The organism is Flavonifractor porci, from assembly GCF_037572415.1.
Classification (GTDB): Bacteria; Bacillota; Clostridia; order Oscillospirales; family Oscillospiraceae; genus Flavonifractor; species Flavonifractor porci.
On sequence record NZ_JBBHLB010000016.1, the window covers coordinates 26,330 to 43,861 of the forward strand.

A 17,532-nucleotide genomic window follows, 5' to 3' on the forward strand; every position below is an offset into this window, starting at 1 on the left:
GACCACCTTTCTCCAATGTTACAGGCCAGGGCCCTGCCAGCCCTTGCATACGTCGATCCAGCCGGCGCTGTTGGACAGCTGGGCCAGTTCATCGCAGTTGAGTTTGACCGCAGAGGCCGCGTTGCCGGCGGCGGGGTAGATGGTGTCGAACCGCTGAAGGGAGATGTCCAGATAGGTAACGGTGTTGGAATGGGGAATGGCAAAGGGACACACGCCGCCGATCTGGTGGCCGGTAAAAGTCTCCACCTGTTCCGGCGTCAGCATGGTGGCCTTGTGGTGGAACTGGGCCTTGAATTTGGCGTTGTCGATCTTGGCGTCACCGGCGCAGACAATGAGTACCGCTCCGTCCTCATGGACAAAGGAGAGGGTCTTGGCAATGCGCGCGGGTTCACAGCCTACGGCTTGGGCGGCCAGTTCCACGGTGGCGCTGGACACCTCAAATTCCCGGATACGGTCCTCATAGCCACGCTGACGCAGGTAGGCGCGGCATACTTCGATGGACATTTTACTTGCCTTCTTTCTTGGCCTGGGCCTTGGCCAGGAAGCGGTCGGCCTGGATGATGAAGCGCTGATGCTCTCCCTTGCCGATGGGGCCGGCCTCGTCAAAGGCGGCCACAGTGTAGGTGAGCTTACGGCCCTCCACAGCGGCGACCTCCGCCTCAGCCCACACTTTCATACCCACAGGAGTGGCAGCGTCGTGGCTGACGTTGAGCAGGGTGCCTACAGTGCCCTGGCCCTCCTCCAGCGCATCCTGCACCGCGTTGACGGCGGCGTTCTCCATTAGAGCGATCATAGCGGGGGTAGCGAACACGGGAACCAGGCCGCTGCCCACGGCGGCGGCTGTATTTTCAGGGGTGACCACGGTTTCGGCCCGGCCCTTCATACCTGCAGTAATAGACATAAGAGAGACTCCTTTTTTTCTGAAATCAGTTCGTGCGGGTATTATTTTACATCAATCCCCACCATAAGGCAAGCAGAAAGCCGCACATTACTGTGCGGCTTTCCGGATAAGCGATTTAGTTGGAGGAGAGCATGAGCCGGGTCCACTGGTCGTCATAGAGAGCCAGGATATCAGCGGGCAGGTTCTTGAAGCTCTCGCAGTTGGCCAGGATGGACTCGTCGGGATAGGCATAGGGATCGCCGGACACCTCGGGGTCCAGTTCCTCCCGGACGGAGAGCAGGGGAGAGGAGTACCAGATCTCCTCGCAGTTCTTCAGACCAGCCTGGGTGGAGCACATATAGTTGATGAAGAGCTCGGCGTTTTCCTTGTTCTCGGCGTTCTTGGGGATGCACATGGCGTCCACATACAGGTTGGTGCCCTCCTCAGGCAGGCAGAAGGCCAGGTCGGGGTTGATCTCCTGCATGGTCAGGAAGTCGCCGTAGTAGTAGGCGCCGATGGCGGCGGAGCCGCCCTGCATCTTCTCAAAGATCTCGTCCATGACGTAGGACTGGACCAGGGGCTTCTGCTGGATGAGCAGGTCCACGGCCTCCTTGATCTGGTCAGGGTCGGTGGTATTGTAGGAGTAGCCCAGGTACTTCAGAGCCACACCGATGGCGTCGCGGGAGTTGTTGAACATCAGGATCTGGCCGGCATAGTTCTCATCGAACATGGTGGCCCAGCTGGTGGGGGTCTCCTTTACCATGGTGGTGTTGTAAATGATGCCCAGCAGGCCCCACATATAGGGTACGCTGTACAGATTCTCCGGGTCGTAGTCCGGGTTCTTCAGGGCAGGGTCCACATCGGCAAAATTGGGAATGTTGTTGAAGTTCAAAGGCTCAAGCATATCCTCTTCGATCATACGGGAGATCATATAGTCGGAAGGGATGACCACGTCGTAGCTGGCACCGTCGTTCTTCAGCACGCCGTACATGGACTCGTTACTCTCATAGATGTCATAGTTCACCTTGATGCCGGTCTCGGCGGTGAAGTCTTCCAGAACAGACTCGTCAATATAGACGCCCCAGTTATAGACGTTGACGACGCCCTTGTCGGCGGAGCTGGAATCGCCGCCGCAACCGGCCAGCACCAGGCTGAGAGAGAGTGCGGAGGTGGTCAGAAGTGCGAGAGACTTTTTCAATTTCTTTCTTTATCCCCTTTCGGAAATCAATTTTATAACAGCCCGTTAGGGCGTGTTACCGCGGAGCGCGGACCTTACCGGCCCGGATTGAGCTTGGCTTTCCGCCGCAGGGAGGCAGTTTCCTGCCGGGCCTGCCGGATGTTGACGGTCAGCAGCAATGCAAACACACAGATAAACATAAGGGTGGACAAGGCGTTGATCTCGGGGGTCACGGGCTTTTTCACCATGGTATAGATCTCCACCGCCAGGGTGGTGACGCCGGAGCCCTTGGTAAAGTAGCTGATGACGAAATCATCGATGGACATGGTAAAGGCAATGATGAGGCCGTTGAGCACGCCGGGCATGATCTCGGGCAGGATGACCTTCCGGAAGGCGTACCATCCGGAGGCGCCCAGGTCCTGAGCCGCCTCATATACGTTGGGGTCCAGCTGCCGCAGCCGGGGCAGCACCGACAAAATCACATAAGGGGCGTTGAAGGTGATGTGGGCGATGAGCAGGGTGCCAAAGCCCATCTTCCAGCGGATTCCCAACGCCTCGCTGATGAAGCTGCTGTTAAAAACGCCGATGGCGAACACGAAGAGCAGCATCATGGACACACCGGTGATGATGTCTGCGTTGGTCAGGGGGATGTTGTTGATGGACATACACACGCTGCGGGAGCGGCGGCGCATACTGTAGAAGCCGATGGCAGCGGCGGTGCCCAAAATAGTGGCGATGAAGGCGGCCAGCACCGACAGGATAATAGTGGTTCGCAGGGCCCCCAACAGGCGGGTGTTATGGAAAAGTTCCACATACCAGTCAAGAGAGAAACCGCCCCAAACCCGGTTGCTCTTGGTGGCGTTGAAGGAAAAGACGATGAGCAGAATGATAGGGGCGTACAGGAAAACATACACCAGCAGGGTAAACACCCGGGAGGGGATCCGATGCTTTCTCACAGCACAGCCACCCCCTCTTCACCTTCGCCGAAGCGGTTCATAATAGCCATCAGTACCAGTACGATCACCATCATCACCAGAGCGATGGCAGAGCCCAGGTGAGGATTGTAGGCGTTGCCTAAAAACTGCATCTCAATGAGATCGCCCAGCAGCAGGGTCTTGCCGCCGCCCAGCAGGCGGGACAGGGCAAAGGTGGACACAGAGGGGATAAACACCATGGTCACGCCGGAGAGCACGCCGGGGAGGGACAGGGGGAAGATCACCTTCCGGAACACCATGGAGCTGCTGGCGCCCAGGTCCTGGGCCGCCTCGATAACCTTGGGGTCGATCTTCTCAATGACCGAGAAGATCGGCAGCACCATAAAGGGCAGGAAGTTGTACACCATACCCAGCACAATAGCGCCCTGGGTGTTGATCATGTGGAAGTAACTCAGGTTGGTGCCGAAAACAGCGTTCCACAGGTCGAAAAAGCCGATGGCGGACAGGAACTGATTGATCAGGCCGTTGTCGTCCAGAATAGACATCCAGGCGTAAGTCCGCAGCAGGAAGTTCATCCACATGGGCAGCATGATGAGCATCATGGCCACCTTGCGCACCATCAGCTTTTCCCGGGACAGGAAGTAGGCCAGGGGATAGCCGATGAGGATGCAGATGGCGGTAGCCACAAAAGCCAGAACAAAGGAATTGCGGAAGGCGGGGACATAGGTCCCCATGTTGCTGAAGTTATCCAGGGTGACGCTGCCGTCCTGACCGGTAAAGGCAAACACCACTACCAGGATAAGAGGTGCCACCACGAAGATGGCCATCCATACCACATAGGGCGTGGCCAGCCACTTATTCTTCATCGTCGCTGTCCTCCTCCAGCCGGTCCTCGTTGAGCTCATCGTACTCGGAGGAGTAGGAGCTATAGTCGCCGAAGGTGCCGGAGTATTGGCTCTTCTTCATGATATGGAAGCCGTCGGGGTCGATCTTCACCCCAATCTTTGCCCCCACGGGGGAGTAGTCGGTGGTCTGGATGAGCCACTTGAAGCCCCGGAAATCCACGATGATATCGTAATGGAGGCCCTTGAAGGTGACCTCGGTAACGGTGCCGGTAAGCTGGCCCTCGGATTCAGGCACAATGTCAATGTCCTCGGGGCGGATGACCACGTCCACCGCCTCGCCGGGGGCAAAGCCCTTGTCCAGGCACTTGAACTTCCGGCCGTACATCCCCACCACATAATCCTCGTGCATGATGCCGTCGATGATGTTGGACTCGCCGATGAAGTCGGCTACAAAGGCGTTCTTTGGCTCGTTGTAGATGTCCTCGGGGGTGCCGATCTGCTGGATCTTGCCCTCGTTCATTACCACGATGGTATCACTCATGGAGAGGGCCTCTTCCTGGTCGTGGGTGACGTAGACGAAGGTGATGCCCACCTGCTGCTGGATGCGCTTCAGCTCGATCTGCATATCCTTGCGCAGCTTCAGGTCCAGGGCGCCCAGAGGCTCGTCCAGCAGCAGGACCTGGGGACGGTTGACGATGGCACGGGCAATGGCTACACGCTGCTGCTGGCCGCCGGAGAGGGAGTTCACCGACCGCTTGCCGTAGCCGGCCAGGTTGACCAGGGCCAGGGCCTCCTCCACCCGCTCCTTGATCTCGGATTCCGGCACCTTGATCATCTTTTTGGGGTCCTTGGGATCGGGGACCTTATTTACCCGCAGGCCGAAGGCTACGTTCTCAAAGATGTTCATGTGGGTGAACAGGGCGTATTTCTGAAAGACGGTGTTGACCTTCCGCTTATGAGGGGGAACGTCATTAATCCTCACGCCGTCAAAATACACGTCGCCAGAGGTAGGCTTCTGAAAGCCGCCGATGATACGAAGCGTCGTGGTTTTGCCGCACCCGGAAGGACCGAGCAGCGTGAGGAACTCCTTGTCATTGATATAAAGGTTGATGTGGTCCAGAATGACGTCATCGTCAAATTTCATGAAGCAATCCGACAGGCGGATCAGTTCCTTGGACATGTATCCTCCCCCATTTCTAAACGGTAGTAAAGGGCGTACCCAAACCGGCGGTTGGGTACGCCCTTATGACGAAACAAATATATATGGAATTGCGAAAAATGTCAATAATAAAACCGCTTTTTTTTCAGGGATTTTACGGCGGAGTGCTTTGATTCAGAATGCAGCAGCGGCAAAGCCATCAGAGGGCCGTTTTACACTGCGGATGGAAGGGGCGGAGAGTTATTTTTTTGCCTTAAAATAGATTGAACGGTCTGGGGCAAACAAGTATAATAAAAGCGAAAAAACGCTTTCTCCTCTGGCTGGAGTGGCGAAGATCCGGGGGATGGTAACTATGAAAGAAGGCTATCGTGATAAAAAACGGATTATTGCCTGTTTTGCCAGTGTGATGTGCGGAATACTCATCCTGGCCGGCGTATGGTGGGGGAGTTACGCCCGGGCATTCCGGGTCTTGCTGGAGCAGCTGCCGACGGCCGACGGCTGCGAAATGCAGTTTTATGTGAGCGATGAGGATGGACACCGGGATCGGAGGACCATTGACGATCCGCAGGACCGCGCGGCGGTACTGGCCGAGGTGGAACGGTTGGACTTTTCCAGGCCCAGGCTGTCAGACGATCTGTGGGACGCGGCGGAATATTATAGCTGCTTCTGGATAGAGATCTATAGGACGTCGTACCTTCTGGAGCTTCAGATCCCATTGGACGATCCGCAGCAGGCCCTTATCCGGGCCGACGGCAAGGCGTTCCATGTGGAGGGCGGAGAGGCGTTTTTGACGGCTCTGGAAGGCTGGTTGTACGAGTAGAGAGCTGGAAACAAACAGTCTGCGGCGCCCTGACCGGGCGCCGCAGACGATTTTCTATTCTTATTTCCCAAAATATTCCGCCACAAAGTCCACGTTGTCCACCGTGAACACCTTACCTCTTAAATACTCCAGAAGTCCCGCGTCGGTGGGGAAGGTAAACTCCAGCTTGTAGGAGTACAGGGCCTGGAAGGAGCGGCCGTACTGCTTGTTGTCCCGCTCCCGGCCGTACTTGCCGTCCCCCAGCAGAGGATGACCGGCGGCGGCGAACTGGGCGCGGATCTGGTGGGTGCGTCCGGTGAGCAGTTCGCATTCCACCAGAGACAGGCTTCGGTTGACCTTTAATGTCTTATATAAGGTAGCGGCGCTCTTGCCTCCGGGCACCGGCTTGTGGAATACCTTCACCTGGGCCTTACTCTCATCCTTCAGCAGAAAGCCCTCCAGCTTGCCCTGAGGCGGGGTCATGCGCCCGTGGATGATAGCCAGGTAAAACTTGGCGATCTCCCGATCCTTGATCTTCTGGTTGAGGATACGCAGGGTCTCGGCGTTCTTGGCCGCCATGACGATGCCGCCGGTGTTCCGGTCAATGCGGTTGCACAGGGCGGGGGTGAAGGAGTGCTCATCCCTGGGGTTCCACTCCTTCTTTTGATAAAGGTAGGCCTGGATGTGGGTAATGAGGGTGTTGACCTTCTCATGCTCGTCGGCGTGGCACAGCAGGCCGGGCCGCTTGTTGAGGAGCATCAGGTTCTCATCCTCATACACGATGTCCAGCTTTGGCTTGAACACCGCCAGGAAGGCGTTGTCCTCCCGGGGCTGGTCAAAGAACTCGTCGTTGATATATAATTGCAGTAGGTCCCCCACCTGGAGCCGCACATCCCGGGCGGAGCCTTTGCCGTTGACCTTTACTCTCTTGAGGCGGATGTATTTCTGAGCCAGGGGAGCGGGGAGGAGAGGCAAGGTCTTGCCCAGCCACCGGTCCAGCCGCTGTCCGGCGTCATTTTTTCCAATGGTAAATTCCCTCATATTGACCTCCAGTACGTCAGAGACGTATCTTTTCAGCAGTCCTTATTATACTGAACAGACCGGCCCGGCGCAAGTGGGGCGGGGATTTGACCCCAAAAAAGTGGCAGAAAAAAGTTGAAAAAAAGATTTGACAACCAGGAGTATTTTCGCTATAATATTCCGCGTACCGTTATGAGGAGGGTATTATGCGCTTCAATCTGAAGGAGATACTTCACGTACCGGGCGCGTCTCTGCCCTTTGAGTCCCAGTTGGACCTGTCCGACCTGGATTTTTATGGGGAGCGGCCCTTTGCCCATCCCATTGTGATCCATGGGACGGTACGCAATATGGCGGGTGCGCTTGTGCTGGAAGGAAGCGCGGACACCACCCTGGAACTGGTGTGTGACCGCTGCCTGAAGCCCTTCCGTCAGGAGCTGCGTCTGCCCGTCAGCACGCTGCTGGCAGAGACCCTGGAGGATGAGGAGAACGACGAGATCGCGCTTCTGGAAGACGGCGCCGTGGATCTGGACGAGGTGTTCACCACGGCTTTGGTGCTGTCTATGGATTCCAAGCACGTCTGCTCGGAGGACTGCAAAGGTCTGTGCGCCACCTGCGGCGCCAACCTGAACGAGGGTCCCTGCGGATGCAGAAAAGAGATCGATCCACGTTTGGCTGCACTTGCGCAGCTGTTGGATAAAGATGAGTAAGATTTGCCCGGCCAGGGCATGAACCTAAGGAGGTGTCATAGATGGCAGTCCCTAAGAGTAAAGTGTCCAAGCAGCGCCGGAATAAGCGCCGCAGCTCCGTGTGGAAGCTGGAGACTCCCGGCGTCACCACCTGCCCCAAGTGCGGTGCGTTCCGTCTGCCCCACCGGATGTGCAAGAGCTGCATGAGCTACAATGGCCATGAGCTGGGCAAGGTGGAAACCGCTGAGGCGAAGTAAATAGCCGAAAAAGAACGAGGGGAGACAAGCCCCTCTTTCTTTTTGCCCGGAAATCGGGTAAAATGAAGTGAAATGCCCTATATATTATAGGATCTCGGGAAGGAGCGTGCCCATGAGCCTGACCAAAATCGCATCGGTGGACCCCCACAGTCCGGCCCGAAAGGCAGGGGTGCGCCCGGGGGAGACCCTGACCCACATCAACGGCCACCCCATTGTGGATGTGCTGGATTATAAGTTCTATGCCTACGATCCCAAGCTGGAGCTGACCCTGACAGAGCCGGAGGGAGGCACCCGCACGCTCCGCATCCGCAAGGCGGAGGGGGAGGATTTGGGGCTGAATTTTGAGACCTACCTCATGGACCGGGCCCGTTCCTGCGCCAATAAGTGCATCTTCTGTTTTGTGGATCAGATGCCCCCCGGAATGCGGGATACTCTCTATTTCAAGGACGACGATGCCCGGCTGTCCTTTCTGATGGGCAACTATATGACCCTCACCAACCTGTCCAAGCGGGAGATCCAGCGGATCATCGATCTGCGGATCAGCCCCATCAATATCTCAGTCCACGCCACGGACCCTGAGCTGCGCACCGCCATGCTGAAAAATCCCCGGGCGGGGGAGTGCCTGGACATCATGTCCCGGTTTGCCCAGGCGGGGATCGAGATGAACTGCCAGGTGGTGGCCTGCCCCGGCGTCAACGATGGGCCTGCGCTGGCCCGTACCATGGAGGACCTGGGCCAGCTCTATCCCGCGGTGACCAGCGTGGCGGTGGTGCCGGTAGGTGTGACCAAGTTCCGGGAGGGACTGTGCCATATTGATCCCTACACCAGGGAACAGGCTGCTGCCCTCATCGACCAGGTGGAGAGCTTCGCAGCCCGCTTTATGGAGAAAAAGGGCACCAATCTGGTGTGGTGCTCCGACGAGCTTTACCTTATTGCCGGACGGGCGCTGCCGGAGAAGGCCTATTATGAGGATATGGACCAGCTGGAAAACGGTGTGGGAATGCTGCGGCTGCTCCTCCATCAGGCCACCATAGCCCTGGAGGAGGAAGAGCCGGAACAGACGGAGCCCTTTTCCGTTGCCACCGGCCTGTCCGCCGCACCCTTTGTGCAGGAAATTGTTGACAACGCCCGGAATCAGTGTGGTAATATAAAAGGAACGGTCTATCCTATTATCAATCGTTTCTTTGGGGAGACCATCACGGTCTCCGGGCTGATCACCGGAACCGACCTGATCGAGCAGCTCAGCGGCAAGGATTTGGGCAAGCGGCTGCTCATTCCGGACAATATGCTCCGGGCAGGAGAGCGCGTGTTCCTGGATGACATGACCGTGGAGCAGGTGGAGGAGGCTCTGGGGGTAACTGTGGTCCCGGTGCCCGCCGACAGCGGCTTTGACCTGGCAGACGCCATCCTGGGCCGGGAAGTAACAGCCCAATGCCCCGTCCTCCCGCCGGAGGCGGAATACTACCGCTACAACCCGTAAAAAGGAGGGAGTTACCATGAAACCCTTAATTGCCATTGTGGGACGGCCTAACGTGGGCAAGTCCATGCTCTTTAATAAGCTGGTGGGCCAGCGGCTATCCATCGTGGAGGATACCCCCGGTGTCACCCGTGACCGGCTGTATGCCGAGGCTGAGTGGCTCAACCGGAAGTTTGACCTGGTGGATACCGGCGGTATCGAGCCGGGCACCGACAGCGAGATTTTGGCCTTCATGCGCCAGCAGGCGGAAATCGCCATTCAGAACGCTACCGTCATTATCTTCCTGTGCGACGTCAAGACCGGCCTTACCGCCTCCGACCAGGAAGTGGCCAATATGCTGCTGCGCTCCGGCAAGCCGGTGGTGCTGGCGGTAAACAAGATGGACCAGGTGGGCCACACCAACCCGGACATCTACGAATTTTATAACCTGGGCCTGGGTGATCCCATTGCCGTGTCTGCCGTTCACGGCCATGGTACCGGCGATCTGCTGGACGAGTGCTTCAAGTACTTCCCCCCGGAGGACGAGGAGGAAGAGGACGACGACGTTATTAAGGTGGCCATCATCGGCAAGCCCAACGTGGGTAAGTCCTCCCTGGTCAACCGGATTCTGGGGGAGAAGCGGGTCATCGTCAGCGACATGGCAGGCACCACCCGGGACGCGGTGGACAGCTACTTTGAGAACCAGAAGGGCAAGTACCTGCTCATCGACACAGCTGGAATGCGGAAGAAGTCCAAGGTGGACGACCCCATCGAAAAGTTCTCTGTGCTCCGGGCCACCATGGCCATTGAGCGGGCCGACGTGTGCCTGATCCTGATCGACGCCAATGAGGGCGTGACGGAGCAGGATACCAAGGTGGCTGGTCTGGCCCATGAGGCAGGGAAGGCCTGCATCATCGTGGTCAACAAGTGGGACTCCATCGAGAAGGACGACAAGACCATGGACCGGATGCGCCAGGATGTGCGCCGGGACCTGTCCTATATGACCTACGCTCCCATTGTCTTTATCTCTGCCCTGACGGGTCAGCGGGTGGACCGGCTTTTTGACCTCATCAACTATGTCAATGACCAAGCCTCCCTGCGGATTACCACCGGCATGCTCAACTCGGTGCTGGCCGACGCCACTGCCCGCGTGCAGCCCCCCACGGACAAGGGTCGCCGGCTGAAGATCTACTATATGACCCAGATCGGTATCAAGCCCCCCCATTTTGTCTGCTTCTGCAACGACGCCAAGCTGTTCCATTTCTCCTATCAGCGCTATCTGGAAAATCAGATCCGCTCTACCTTTGGCCTGGAGGGCACGCCGGTGCGGCTCACCATCCGTCAGAAGAGCGACAAGGAGGGATAAGGTATGCCCGGTATGACATGGACGGAGCTCTCTCCCTTCATGCTGTCCAACATCTGTCTGCCGCTGCTGATTTTGGCAGTGATCGCCTACTTTTGCGGCTGCTTTAACGGAGCGGTCATTGTCTCCAAGTATATCCTCCGGGATGATGTGCGCACCCACGGCAGCGGCAATGCCGGCCTGACCAACTTCTACCGCACCTTCGGCGGACCGCTGACCCTTGTGGTGATCCTCACCGATGTGATCAAGGCGATCGTTGCCATCTGGGTGGGTATCTTGATGGTCCGATGCTGGGATAACGGCTTCTGGAGTCAGGAGGCCATTGTCACAGCTTATGCCAAATACTGGTCTGCACTCTTCTGCCTGCTGGGTCATATGTTCCCTTGTATGTTCCATTTTAAGGGCGGAAAAGGCATCCTCTCCGGCGGTACCATTGCCATCATGATCGATTGGCGGATCGCACTGGTGGTATGGGGCGGGTTCATCATCCTGGCTGCCATCACCAAGTGGGTCTCTCTGGGCTCTATCTGGGCAGGAGCATCCTTCCCCTTTGCTACCCTATTCGTATATCAGGACATGGTGCTTTTTGTGATGGCTATTATCATCGGTGGCCTCATTGTATGGAAGCATCGGAGCAATCTGGGACGCATTTTGAAGGGCACCGAGTCCAAATTCAGTCTGCATCATAAATTGAACGGGGGTACTTCAAAGTGAAGATCGCGGTACTGGGAAGCGGCGGCTGGGGCACGGCCCTGGCGCTGGTTCTGCTGGAAAATGGTCATGATGTGACACTGTGGTCCTACACGGAGGAGGAATCCGCCGTACTGCGTCAGACAGGGGAGAACCCCATGCTGAAGGGTGTGGCGCTGCCCAAGGAGATGAAGCTGACCTCTGACTTGGCCTGTGTAAAGGGCAGCGGCGCGGTGGTGCTGGCCACCCCGTCCTTTGCCGTACGCACCACAGCCCGGGCCGCGGCGCCTCTGCTGGAGCCCGGTGCGGTGCTCGTATCGGTATCCAAGGGTATCGAGAAAGATACCTCTCTCACCCTCACCGACGCCATTGAGCAGGAGGTGGGCGGCGCCAATCCAATCGTGGCCCTCTCCGGCCCCTCCCACGCGGAGGAAGTGGGACGGCATATCCCTACTGTAGTGGTGTCCGCCTCCAAGGACCGCTCCGCCGCAGAGCAGGTCCAGGACCTGTTTATGAATGAACGGTTCCGTGTGTATGCCTCCGACGATGTGGTAGGCGTGGAGTTGGGCGCCGCTCTGAAGAACGTGATCGCCCTGTGCGCCGGTATCAGCGACGGTATGGGCTACGGTGACAATACCAAGGCGGCCCTAATGACCCGGGGCCTCACCGAGATCGCCCGGCTGGGGGTGGCCATGGGCGGCCGCCGGGAGACCTTTGCCGGTCTGTCCGGCGTGGGCGATTTGATCGTGACCTGTACCTCCATGCACTCCCGTAATCGCCGCTGCGGCATCCTGATCGGTAAGGGGATGCCGGCGGAGCAGGCCGTGAAGGAGATCGGAGCCGTGGTGGAGGGTTACTATGCTGCTGCCAATGCCCGTACCCTGGCCCAAAAGGTGGGTGTGGAGATGCCCATTACCGAGGCGGCCTATCAGGTGCTCTACGAGGACAAGGACCCTCGTCAGGTGATTATGGACCTGATGACCCGGGAACGGAAGCATGAACTGGAGGATAGCTGGGTGTAAAGTGCCTTTTTCAAAAAACTCAAAAAATTTGAAAAAAAGGCTTGCATTCCTCTGCGAGTTGTGGTAATATAATCAAGCCGTCTGAAACACGGCGGCGATTTCCGGGTGTGGCGAAGTTTGGTATCGCGCTTGAATGGGGTTCAAGAGGCCGCTGGTTCGAATCCAGTCACTCGGACCAAAAAACCCGCAATCCATTGAAAATCAATGGGTTGCGGGTTTTCTGTTATCTTTTTCCACACTCTTGATTGGCAGGATAACACGCTTGATTTTTCAAAGAAATTTGATGAATCAGGAGTGTTGAATCATGGCAAAAATCAAGATGAAAAACAGCGTAACTGTGGCGGACACCTTCCACGACTTTCTCATGGCAAAGAAAGCCGGGGGCCTGAGCGAAAAGACCATCGCCACCTATGGGCAGCATTTTTCTGCAATCGGCAAGCACCTTCCTACGGACACCCCAATCGACAAGCTGAAAAAGACAGACCTGGAGGCCATGATTGCCTCCATGCGGGACGCGGGCCTTGCGGCCAACTCCATCAAGAGCTACACCCGGACGCTGAAATCCTTCTTTTCCTGGTGCAACACGGAGGGAATTACCCGGCTCAACCTGCCGCTCTACAAGGCGGAGGAAACGGTGAAGGAAACCTATACCGACGAGGAATTAAAGGCCCTGCTCCGCAAGCCCAATACCAGGAAATGCGATTTCCCCGAATACCGGAATTGGGTAACGGTCAATCTCCTGCTGAATAACGGGTGCCGAGCGGCTACCATCCGCAACATCAAACTCCGTGATGTGGACTTGGAAAATCAGGTCATTTATCTGCGGCATACCAAAAACAAAAAGGCCCAGGTCATTCCCCTCTGTGAAGCCCTGTGCGGCGTTCTGCGGGAGTATTTGAAGGTTCGGGGCGGTGAGATGGATGATTACCTGTTCCCCAATGAAAACGGCACACAACTGACGGAGAACGGCTTGCGGTGCAGTATTGCCAGCTACAACAGACGGCGGGGCGTACAAAAGACCAGCATACACCTGTTCCGCCACACCTTTGCAAAGAAATACCTGGTGGACTGTGGGGGCAACGCGTTCACCCTCCAGCGGCTCCTGGGCCACTCCACCCTGGATATGACGAAACATTACTGTGCTATCTTTGACGCGGACATTACCAAAAACTTTGAAAACTTCTCTCCCCTGGCCCAGCTCAAAGGGCAGGAGGGAAAAATCAAAATGGGGGCCTGAATATGTGGGACACGGATTTACCCCTTGCCCTGATCATGGAGGAAATCCTGGAATGGGAGAAGAAGCCCGGCCAGGAGAAGGACGAGGACGAGACAGACAATACCAGCGGCAAGACCAGCGACAAGTGAAGGAGGGCGGCGGGTACTCAACCCGCCGCCCTCCTTCTGTTCCGGTATCGAGCGGGAGCGGGACATGGGGCCGCGCCTTATCTGTTCAGGCCGCGTTCTATTGCGTCTGCCGCCTCCTGGAGCGCCCGTTCAGCGGCGGGGCGTATCCGCTGGGCAAGCTGGGTATCGGACGGAAGAAAGCGGCGCAGCACCCGGCGCAGGGCCTCCTGCTGCCCCTCATACTCTGGCCCCCGGCGCTTTTGCCTGTTGTATGCGTCAGCGGCGCTGGGCGGGTTTTCTCCTGCAATAGCCGCAAGTATTTCCACCCGCTCGGCGGCGGTCATTTCCTAATCGTAGGCCGCGACAATGCGGTCAATCAGTTTTTCCGTTTCTGACATTGGGGTTCTCCTTTCGTTTCTTGTATTGGTTTCCCTTTGCGGTCTGGCACTTTGGCAACGCGCCCGGATGTTCTAAATTTACTTTACTTTTATAAACTTCCGGGCGCGTTTTCAAAGTTGCGGAATCACTTGGAAACCCTCGCATAGTGACCTTGATAGAGGCGCTTTATCAGGCCGTTCTTTACAAATGACGAGATATTCCTTTGTGTGAATCCCTGGGCCAGCAATTCCGCTGTTGTCCACTTGTCGCCCTGCAAGTCTGCAAAACGCTTTTCTGTGCGGGCCTTGCCTTTCTCCGCGTTGGCCTCCCGGTTATATGCGGCCATATCCTCCTTCAAGACACGGTTGGGGACGATTTCCACATCTCTCTCAAAGTCGATGGTAAAGGTGTATTCCTCGCTTCCCATATCTCCTGTGAAGGGGAAGGGCGTTGTCCCGTCTCTCAGGTATTGATACATCCACTTGACAATTTCCAGCCGTACCGCCTTGGGGACGGTCAGATAAAAACCGTTCTGATAGTACAGGCGGAGCATAGCTCCCTGCATGGCCTCCTTTGTGTTGAGAAAGACCGCGCTCCGCCATGCGTTGAGATAGTCAATGATGGGCGCGGCCCAGATCTCCCAATCCATCCTGATACCGGAATAGGTAGCCTGGGTTTCCTCCAGATTGGCAGAGTAACACCAGAGGCCGCGCACCCGCCCCTTGGCCTGTTTGTCCTCCACCTCCAGGGCCGCGCCGAAGGTCACCAGCTTTTCATGGCCTTGGGGCCATTTCATGCGGTTCAGCCACCGCTGGGCGGCTTCACTTTCAGAGGCGGCAACAAATGCCTCCAACTCTCGCTTGTCCTGGTCGCTCAACTCCACCAGGGGAAACCGCTGGGCCAGGATGTGGTATTGCAGCTTGGCGCGCTGATTGCCGCCCAGCCTGTAAATATCATCGGTGAGAAAATGCACCTTGTACGGGTATTTCTTGTACTCCTAAAACGCCATTTTGTAAAATGCCTCCTTTTGGTACGGCGTGCCGCCGTACCAAATCAAATTTAATTTGCGCCCTGGGCGCTCCGCTATTTCGTCCGCTCCAAAGGCGTTTTTCTCCACCATGGAGCGGGTCTGCCGGGAAACGGTCCAGGAAATCGCTATTCCCCGGAACAGGAGCGGGACGGCGGGCCTCTCACCCCCGGCCCACGGCGGAGCCTCCTGCCCCGCTCCTACGAGCGGGAGCGGGACACAGGCTGTTTTCTCCTTTTCATCCTTCACGCTTACCCTCTCCCAGTCAAAACTTCCCGCTGGAAAAAGAGGGAATCAAAGACCTCCTTGCCCTGGTCGATGGGTGCGTCCTTGTAGCCCAGGCAAGCGCCGTCCTTGTCACAAATGCGGCTGACGGTTACACAAGCACCCACCCGTTTTGCAAGGCCAATGGTTTTGTGCTGGTATGTGTCCCATTCTTCTCCCTGCTGCTCCTGGTATTGCTTGTCAAAGGCAAGGACGATTTCCTTTGCGCCCGCCTGAATCAGCATAGCGATATGGGTATCGCTTGCCCCGAAGGTGTGAGAGGCCACGGCGTAGGGATAGCCGTAGGCGTGGGCCAGCATGACGCTTTTGGCCCCTTCAAAGATGATTGCCTTGCCGCTCTCCCGGATGGCCTCCTTTGCCCGGTGCAGCCCGTAGAGGTTGCGGCTGTTGGAAAAGCTCCAGCACCGCTTTTTCTCGTCCTGGTATTTGCCCTCCTTCCAGAGCGGCATATACTTGGACTTGGGCGCGCTGTAAATGGCTGTCCGCGCGTCCTTATCGTCAATCCATTCCCGCCGCCCATAGCCAAGAAGTTTCCGCACATCTTCCCGAAGCGGTCGGAAACTCCGCTCATACAGGCCCACAATTTCCCCGTTGGTGTTGTGGTGGGGCAGAATGATTGTCCCCCGCTTGGGATAATAGGCCACCTGGAAATCAATCAACTGTTGGAGCGGAATCCCGTCCCCGCCTTGCTCTTTCGGCTTGCACCAGCACAAGCGGGACAGGGTTTCAGGCCGTGTATCAAATTGGGAATAGAGGTCGGCCAGGATCGCCGGGTCAATACCTGGAACCATGTCCACTTGCATATCAGGATCAAAGGCGTGATAGGTGTTCATGACGCTGCCTGTCTCTGGCGCAGCGTCTGACAGGTCGATTTCAGCCTCGTCAATCCACCGCTCAATAAACCGCTTGCCCTCGTCCGGGTTGTCTGTCCCCAACACCTTGCTCACCCATGTGTGCAGGCAAATGGTTCCGCACCCGCTGAAACAGGTGATTTTGTGGGTTTCCGGGTCAAAGGCGGTGTTGTGATGTGTCCCGCCGTGGCAGAGGGTCAGCACCTTGATACACCGCTTGCCGCCGCTTATACCCCAACGGGGCGAGGCGTTCATGGCCGCGAAGAAGGAAAAGAAATCGTCCTCTGTCAGACAGTTTAACTTGTCCTCGTACTCCGGTTCATCGGCCAGGATGAAGGGCAACTCCTAATTGTTACTCACCATAGGTATTTCTCCTTATACTCATAATTTAGAAAGGTTTTGAGAGTTTTTACCTCTCTCTCACTTTCTATAATAATTATACCATAAAAATATTTTTATGTAAATTTAACGGAATATCGAAAATTTTTTAGCATTTCTGAAACATTTTTACGCCAATCGAACAACGCTGATACAAGGCGGACGGAGCAGGAAGAAAGGAACTCCCACGCAAAATTTTTTCTTGTGGAATCCTGTGCGCCGCTTGCCACATCCTGCTGAAATCCCGGAGAACTGCCGCCGCGCCCCGTGGCCCAGGCCACCGGGGGGATAGTTTTGGGATTTTTACCGATAGATTGTCCCCGCCCTGTTTTTTCAGAGGATTTTCCCTCCCGCTGCCGGAACACGGAAAACACGGACGGGGACGATGGAAACGGAAAAATGTAGGTAGATCGCACGAAATTCCAGTTTACTATGCAGCTGGGATATTGTTTTTCTCTAAGAAAAGCATAGAATACAGGGTGTAACGGCAGAAAATAGAAAAAATTCAAAGAACGATGCGGTATTTCAAGAAAATTTGCCTGTTTCTTTTGAAAATTCGAGAAAATTTCTTGGAAATTTAAAAATTCTCTTTGAATTTGAACTATTTTATGCGTTTGCACGAGATTTTTCTGAAATTCTTGATGAAACGGAGGAGTTTTCATGCGTATCATTCTGGACACTGAAAAAGGCCGTATTATCTTGCCGAAATCTTTCTTTACCCAGCTTGACAAGATGAACAAAATCCTTGCTGACGGCGGTGTAACGGAGAAGTGGACGGCGGAAAAGTATGTCCGTGATCAGTTTGAAAAGGCCATGAAGGAAACCATGCTCCGGGCAGAAGATAAGGTCGTGAAGTAATGGCCGGGTCAAGAGTGACCCCGGAGGAAATCGTGGAAATGCACCGCCTGTATGCAAAGCTGGGAAACTATGCAGCGGTAGGCCGTGAAGTAGGGCGCAGCGGCTCCACGGTTGCAAGATAC

22 protein-coding genes and 1 tRNA gene are annotated in these 17,532 nt (G+C 56.2%); 12 read left to right on the top strand and 11 right to left on the bottom strand.

The window, feature by feature from the left end; translation table 11 throughout:
- Positions 1 to 18: 18 nt before the first annotated feature.
- The 6 genes from WHJ28_RS12950 to WHJ28_RS12975 all read right to left on the bottom strand — a co-directional run bounded on the left by WHJ28_RS12950 (position 19) and on the right by WHJ28_RS12975 (position 5,017).
- Complete coding sequence (locus WHJ28_RS12950) at positions 19 to 504, bottom strand: YbaK/EbsC family protein (RefSeq protein WP_340042492.1); 486 nt, start codon at positions 502 to 504, stop codon at positions 19 to 21.
- A 1-nt stretch (position 505) separates the two neighbouring features.
- A complete protein-coding gene (locus tag WHJ28_RS12955) occupies positions 506 to 901 on the bottom strand; it encodes a thioesterase family protein (protein WP_340042493.1) in 396 nt (131 codons plus the stop codon).
- Positions 902 to 1,016: 115 nt separating this feature from the next.
- A complete protein-coding gene (locus WHJ28_RS12960; protein WP_340042494.1) occupies positions 1,017 to 2,078 on the bottom strand; it encodes an ABC transporter substrate-binding protein in 1,062 nt (353 codons plus the stop codon).
- 74 nt (positions 2,079 to 2,152) lie between these two features.
- The gene (locus tag WHJ28_RS12965; protein ID WP_340042495.1) at positions 2,153 to 3,013 is read right to left on the bottom strand and encodes an ABC transporter permease; all 861 of its coding nucleotides are present in this window, start codon (positions 3,011 to 3,013) and stop codon (positions 2,153 to 2,155) included.
- A complete protein-coding gene (locus tag WHJ28_RS12970) occupies positions 3,010 to 3,858 on the bottom strand; it encodes an ABC transporter permease (RefSeq protein ID WP_340042496.1) in 849 nt (282 codons plus the stop codon). Before WHJ28_RS12970 ends, WHJ28_RS12965 begins: the two co-directional genes overlap by 4 nt.
- Entirely contained in the window at positions 3,848 to 5,017 is a 1,170-nt protein-coding gene (locus tag WHJ28_RS12975) for an ABC transporter ATP-binding protein (RefSeq protein WP_340042497.1), read from the bottom strand. The genes WHJ28_RS12970 and WHJ28_RS12975 overlap by 11 nt, the downstream gene beginning before the upstream one ends.
- Between WHJ28_RS12975 and WHJ28_RS12980 the strand changes: the two genes are divergently transcribed.
- Both WHJ28_RS12980 and WHJ28_RS12985 read left to right on the top strand, forming a co-directional pair.
- Positions 5,010 to 5,258 carry a hypothetical protein gene (locus WHJ28_RS12980; RefSeq protein ID WP_340042498.1) on the top strand — a complete coding sequence of 83 codons (249 nt, stop codon included), beginning with the start codon at positions 5,010 to 5,012 and terminating at the stop codon, positions 5,256 to 5,258. The two genes, WHJ28_RS12975 and WHJ28_RS12980, sit on opposite strands and share 8 nt — an antisense overlap.
- A 90-nt stretch (positions 5,259 to 5,348) precedes the next feature.
- A complete protein-coding gene (locus WHJ28_RS12985) occupies positions 5,349 to 5,816 on the top strand; it encodes a hypothetical protein (protein ID WP_340042499.1) in 468 nt (155 codons plus the stop codon).
- Between the two features lie 60 nt (positions 5,817 to 5,876).
- On the opposite strand, the gene WHJ28_RS12990 is transcribed toward WHJ28_RS12985, so the two are convergent.
- Positions 5,877 to 6,836 carry an RluA family pseudouridine synthase gene (locus tag WHJ28_RS12990; protein ID WP_340042500.1) on the bottom strand — a complete coding sequence of 320 codons (960 nt, stop codon included), beginning with the start codon at positions 6,834 to 6,836 and terminating at the stop codon, positions 5,877 to 5,879.
- A gap of 185 nt (positions 6,837 to 7,021) precedes the next feature.
- On the opposite strand from WHJ28_RS12990, the gene WHJ28_RS12995 reads away from it, so the two are divergent.
- The 9 genes from WHJ28_RS12995 to WHJ28_RS13035 all read left to right on the top strand — a co-directional run bounded on the left by WHJ28_RS12995 (position 7,022) and on the right by WHJ28_RS13035 (position 13,654).
- A complete protein-coding gene (locus tag WHJ28_RS12995) occupies positions 7,022 to 7,522 on the top strand; it encodes a YceD family protein (RefSeq protein ID WP_340042501.1) in 501 nt (166 codons plus the stop codon).
- 41 nt (positions 7,523 to 7,563) lie between these two features.
- Positions 7,564 to 7,758, top strand: coding sequence for a 50S ribosomal protein L32 (rpmF, locus tag WHJ28_RS13000; protein WP_087189152.1), 195 nt, complete (start codon positions 7,564 to 7,566; stop codon positions 7,756 to 7,758).
- 112 nt (positions 7,759 to 7,870) lie between these two features.
- Positions 7,871 to 9,238, top strand: coding sequence for a DUF512 domain-containing protein (locus WHJ28_RS13005; RefSeq protein WP_340042502.1), 1,368 nt, complete (start codon positions 7,871 to 7,873; stop codon positions 9,236 to 9,238).
- 16 nt (positions 9,239 to 9,254) lie between these two features.
- The gene (der, locus tag WHJ28_RS13010; RefSeq protein ID WP_087189150.1) at positions 9,255 to 10,580 is read left to right on the top strand and encodes a ribosome biogenesis GTPase Der; all 1,326 of its coding nucleotides are present in this window, start codon (positions 9,255 to 9,257) and stop codon (positions 10,578 to 10,580) included.
- A gap of 3 nt (positions 10,581 to 10,583) precedes the next feature.
- Entirely contained in the window at positions 10,584 to 11,291 is a 708-nt protein-coding gene (locus WHJ28_RS13015; protein WP_340042503.1) for a glycerol-3-phosphate acyltransferase, read from the top strand.
- The gene (locus WHJ28_RS13020) at positions 11,288 to 12,289 is read left to right on the top strand and encodes an NAD(P)H-dependent glycerol-3-phosphate dehydrogenase (RefSeq protein WP_340042504.1); all 1,002 of its coding nucleotides are present in this window, start codon (positions 11,288 to 11,290) and stop codon (positions 12,287 to 12,289) included. The genes WHJ28_RS13015 and WHJ28_RS13020 overlap by 4 nt, the downstream gene beginning before the upstream one ends.
- 101 nt (positions 12,290 to 12,390) lie before the next feature.
- Positions 12,391 to 12,467: transfer RNA gene (locus tag WHJ28_RS13025), tRNA-Pro, on the top strand.
- Between the two features lie 126 nt (positions 12,468 to 12,593).
- A complete protein-coding gene (locus WHJ28_RS13030) occupies positions 12,594 to 13,526 on the top strand; it encodes a tyrosine-type recombinase/integrase (RefSeq protein WP_340042505.1) in 933 nt (310 codons plus the stop codon).
- A 2-nt stretch (positions 13,527 to 13,528) separates the two neighbouring features.
- On the top strand, positions 13,529 to 13,654 hold the full coding sequence (locus WHJ28_RS13035) for a hypothetical protein (protein WP_340042506.1): 126 nt from the start codon (positions 13,529 to 13,531) through the stop codon (positions 13,652 to 13,654).
- 77 nt (positions 13,655 to 13,731) lie between these two features.
- Here the strand turns inward: WHJ28_RS13035 and WHJ28_RS13040 are convergent, their stop codons facing one another.
- The 4 genes from WHJ28_RS13040 to WHJ28_RS13055 all read right to left on the bottom strand — a co-directional run bounded on the left by WHJ28_RS13040 (position 13,732) and on the right by WHJ28_RS13055 (position 17,214).
- Positions 13,732 to 13,977: a hypothetical protein gene (locus WHJ28_RS13040; RefSeq protein WP_340042507.1), complete on the bottom strand. Its 246-nt coding sequence runs from the start codon at positions 13,975 to 13,977 to the stop codon at positions 13,732 to 13,734.
- Between the two features lie 179 nt (positions 13,978 to 14,156).
- Complete coding sequence (locus WHJ28_RS13045; RefSeq protein ID WP_340042508.1) at positions 14,157 to 14,984, bottom strand: hypothetical protein; 828 nt, start codon at positions 14,982 to 14,984, stop codon at positions 14,157 to 14,159.
- 305 nt (positions 14,985 to 15,289) lie between these two features.
- On the bottom strand, positions 15,290 to 16,516 hold the full coding sequence (locus WHJ28_RS13050) for a hypothetical protein (RefSeq protein ID WP_340042509.1): 1,227 nt from the start codon (positions 16,514 to 16,516) through the stop codon (positions 15,290 to 15,292).
- A 113-nt stretch (positions 16,517 to 16,629) separates the two neighbouring features.
- Complete coding sequence (locus WHJ28_RS13055) at positions 16,630 to 17,214, bottom strand: hypothetical protein (RefSeq protein ID WP_340042510.1); 585 nt, start codon at positions 17,212 to 17,214, stop codon at positions 16,630 to 16,632.
- On the opposite strand from WHJ28_RS13055, the gene WHJ28_RS13060 reads away from it, so the two are divergent.
- The gene (locus WHJ28_RS13060) at positions 17,213 to 17,410 is read left to right on the top strand and encodes a hypothetical protein (RefSeq protein WP_340042511.1); all 198 of its coding nucleotides are present in this window, start codon (positions 17,213 to 17,215) and stop codon (positions 17,408 to 17,410) included. The two genes, WHJ28_RS13055 and WHJ28_RS13060, sit on opposite strands and share 2 nt — an antisense overlap.
- Positions 17,411 to 17,532: the final 122 nt, after the last annotated feature.

What these genes read in the sequence shown, in the direction of transcription:
- WHJ28_RS12975 (WP_340042497.1), bottom strand. Translation starts at nt 5,017, where the DNA reads ATGTCCAAGGAACTGATCCGCCTGTCGGATTGCTTCATGAAATTTGAC.
- WHJ28_RS12955 (WP_340042493.1), bottom strand. Translation starts at nt 901, where the DNA reads ATGTCTATTACTGCAGGTATGAAGGGCCGGGCCGAAACCGTGGTCACC.
- WHJ28_RS13055 (WP_340042510.1), bottom strand. Translation starts at nt 17,214, where the DNA reads ATGAAAACTCCTCCGTTTCATCAAGAATTTCAGAAAAATCTCGTGCAA.
- WHJ28_RS12990 (WP_340042500.1), bottom strand. Translation starts at nt 6,836, where the DNA reads ATGAGGGAATTTACCATTGGAAAAAATGACGCCGGACAGCGGCTGGAC.
- der (WP_087189150.1), top strand. Translation starts at nt 9,255, where the DNA reads ATGAAACCCTTAATTGCCATTGTGGGACGGCCTAACGTGGGCAAGTCC.
- WHJ28_RS13060 (WP_340042511.1), top strand. Translation starts at nt 17,213, where the DNA reads ATGCGTATCATTCTGGACACTGAAAAAGGCCGTATTATCTTGCCGAAA.
- WHJ28_RS13030 (WP_340042505.1), top strand. Translation starts at nt 12,594, where the DNA reads ATGGCAAAAATCAAGATGAAAAACAGCGTAACTGTGGCGGACACCTTC.
- WHJ28_RS12995 (WP_340042501.1), top strand. Translation starts at nt 7,022, where the DNA reads ATGCGCTTCAATCTGAAGGAGATACTTCACGTACCGGGCGCGTCTCTG.
- rpmF (WP_087189152.1), top strand. Translation starts at nt 7,564, where the DNA reads ATGGCAGTCCCTAAGAGTAAAGTGTCCAAGCAGCGCCGGAATAAGCGC.
- WHJ28_RS12950 (WP_340042492.1), bottom strand. Translation starts at nt 504, where the DNA reads ATGTCCATCGAAGTATGCCGCGCCTACCTGCGTCAGCGTGGCTATGAG.
- WHJ28_RS12970 (WP_340042496.1), bottom strand. Translation starts at nt 3,858, where the DNA reads ATGAAGAATAAGTGGCTGGCCACGCCCTATGTGGTATGGATGGCCATC.
- WHJ28_RS12985 (WP_340042499.1), top strand. Translation starts at nt 5,349, where the DNA reads ATGAAAGAAGGCTATCGTGATAAAAAACGGATTATTGCCTGTTTTGCC.
- WHJ28_RS13005 (WP_340042502.1), top strand. Translation starts at nt 7,871, where the DNA reads ATGAGCCTGACCAAAATCGCATCGGTGGACCCCCACAGTCCGGCCCGA.
- WHJ28_RS13015 (WP_340042503.1), top strand. Translation starts at nt 10,584, where the DNA reads ATGCCCGGTATGACATGGACGGAGCTCTCTCCCTTCATGCTGTCCAAC.
- WHJ28_RS13035 (WP_340042506.1), top strand. Translation starts at nt 13,529, where the DNA reads ATGTGGGACACGGATTTACCCCTTGCCCTGATCATGGAGGAAATCCTG.
- WHJ28_RS13040 (WP_340042507.1), bottom strand. Translation starts at nt 13,977, where the DNA reads ATGACCGCCGCCGAGCGGGTGGAAATACTTGCGGCTATTGCAGGAGAA.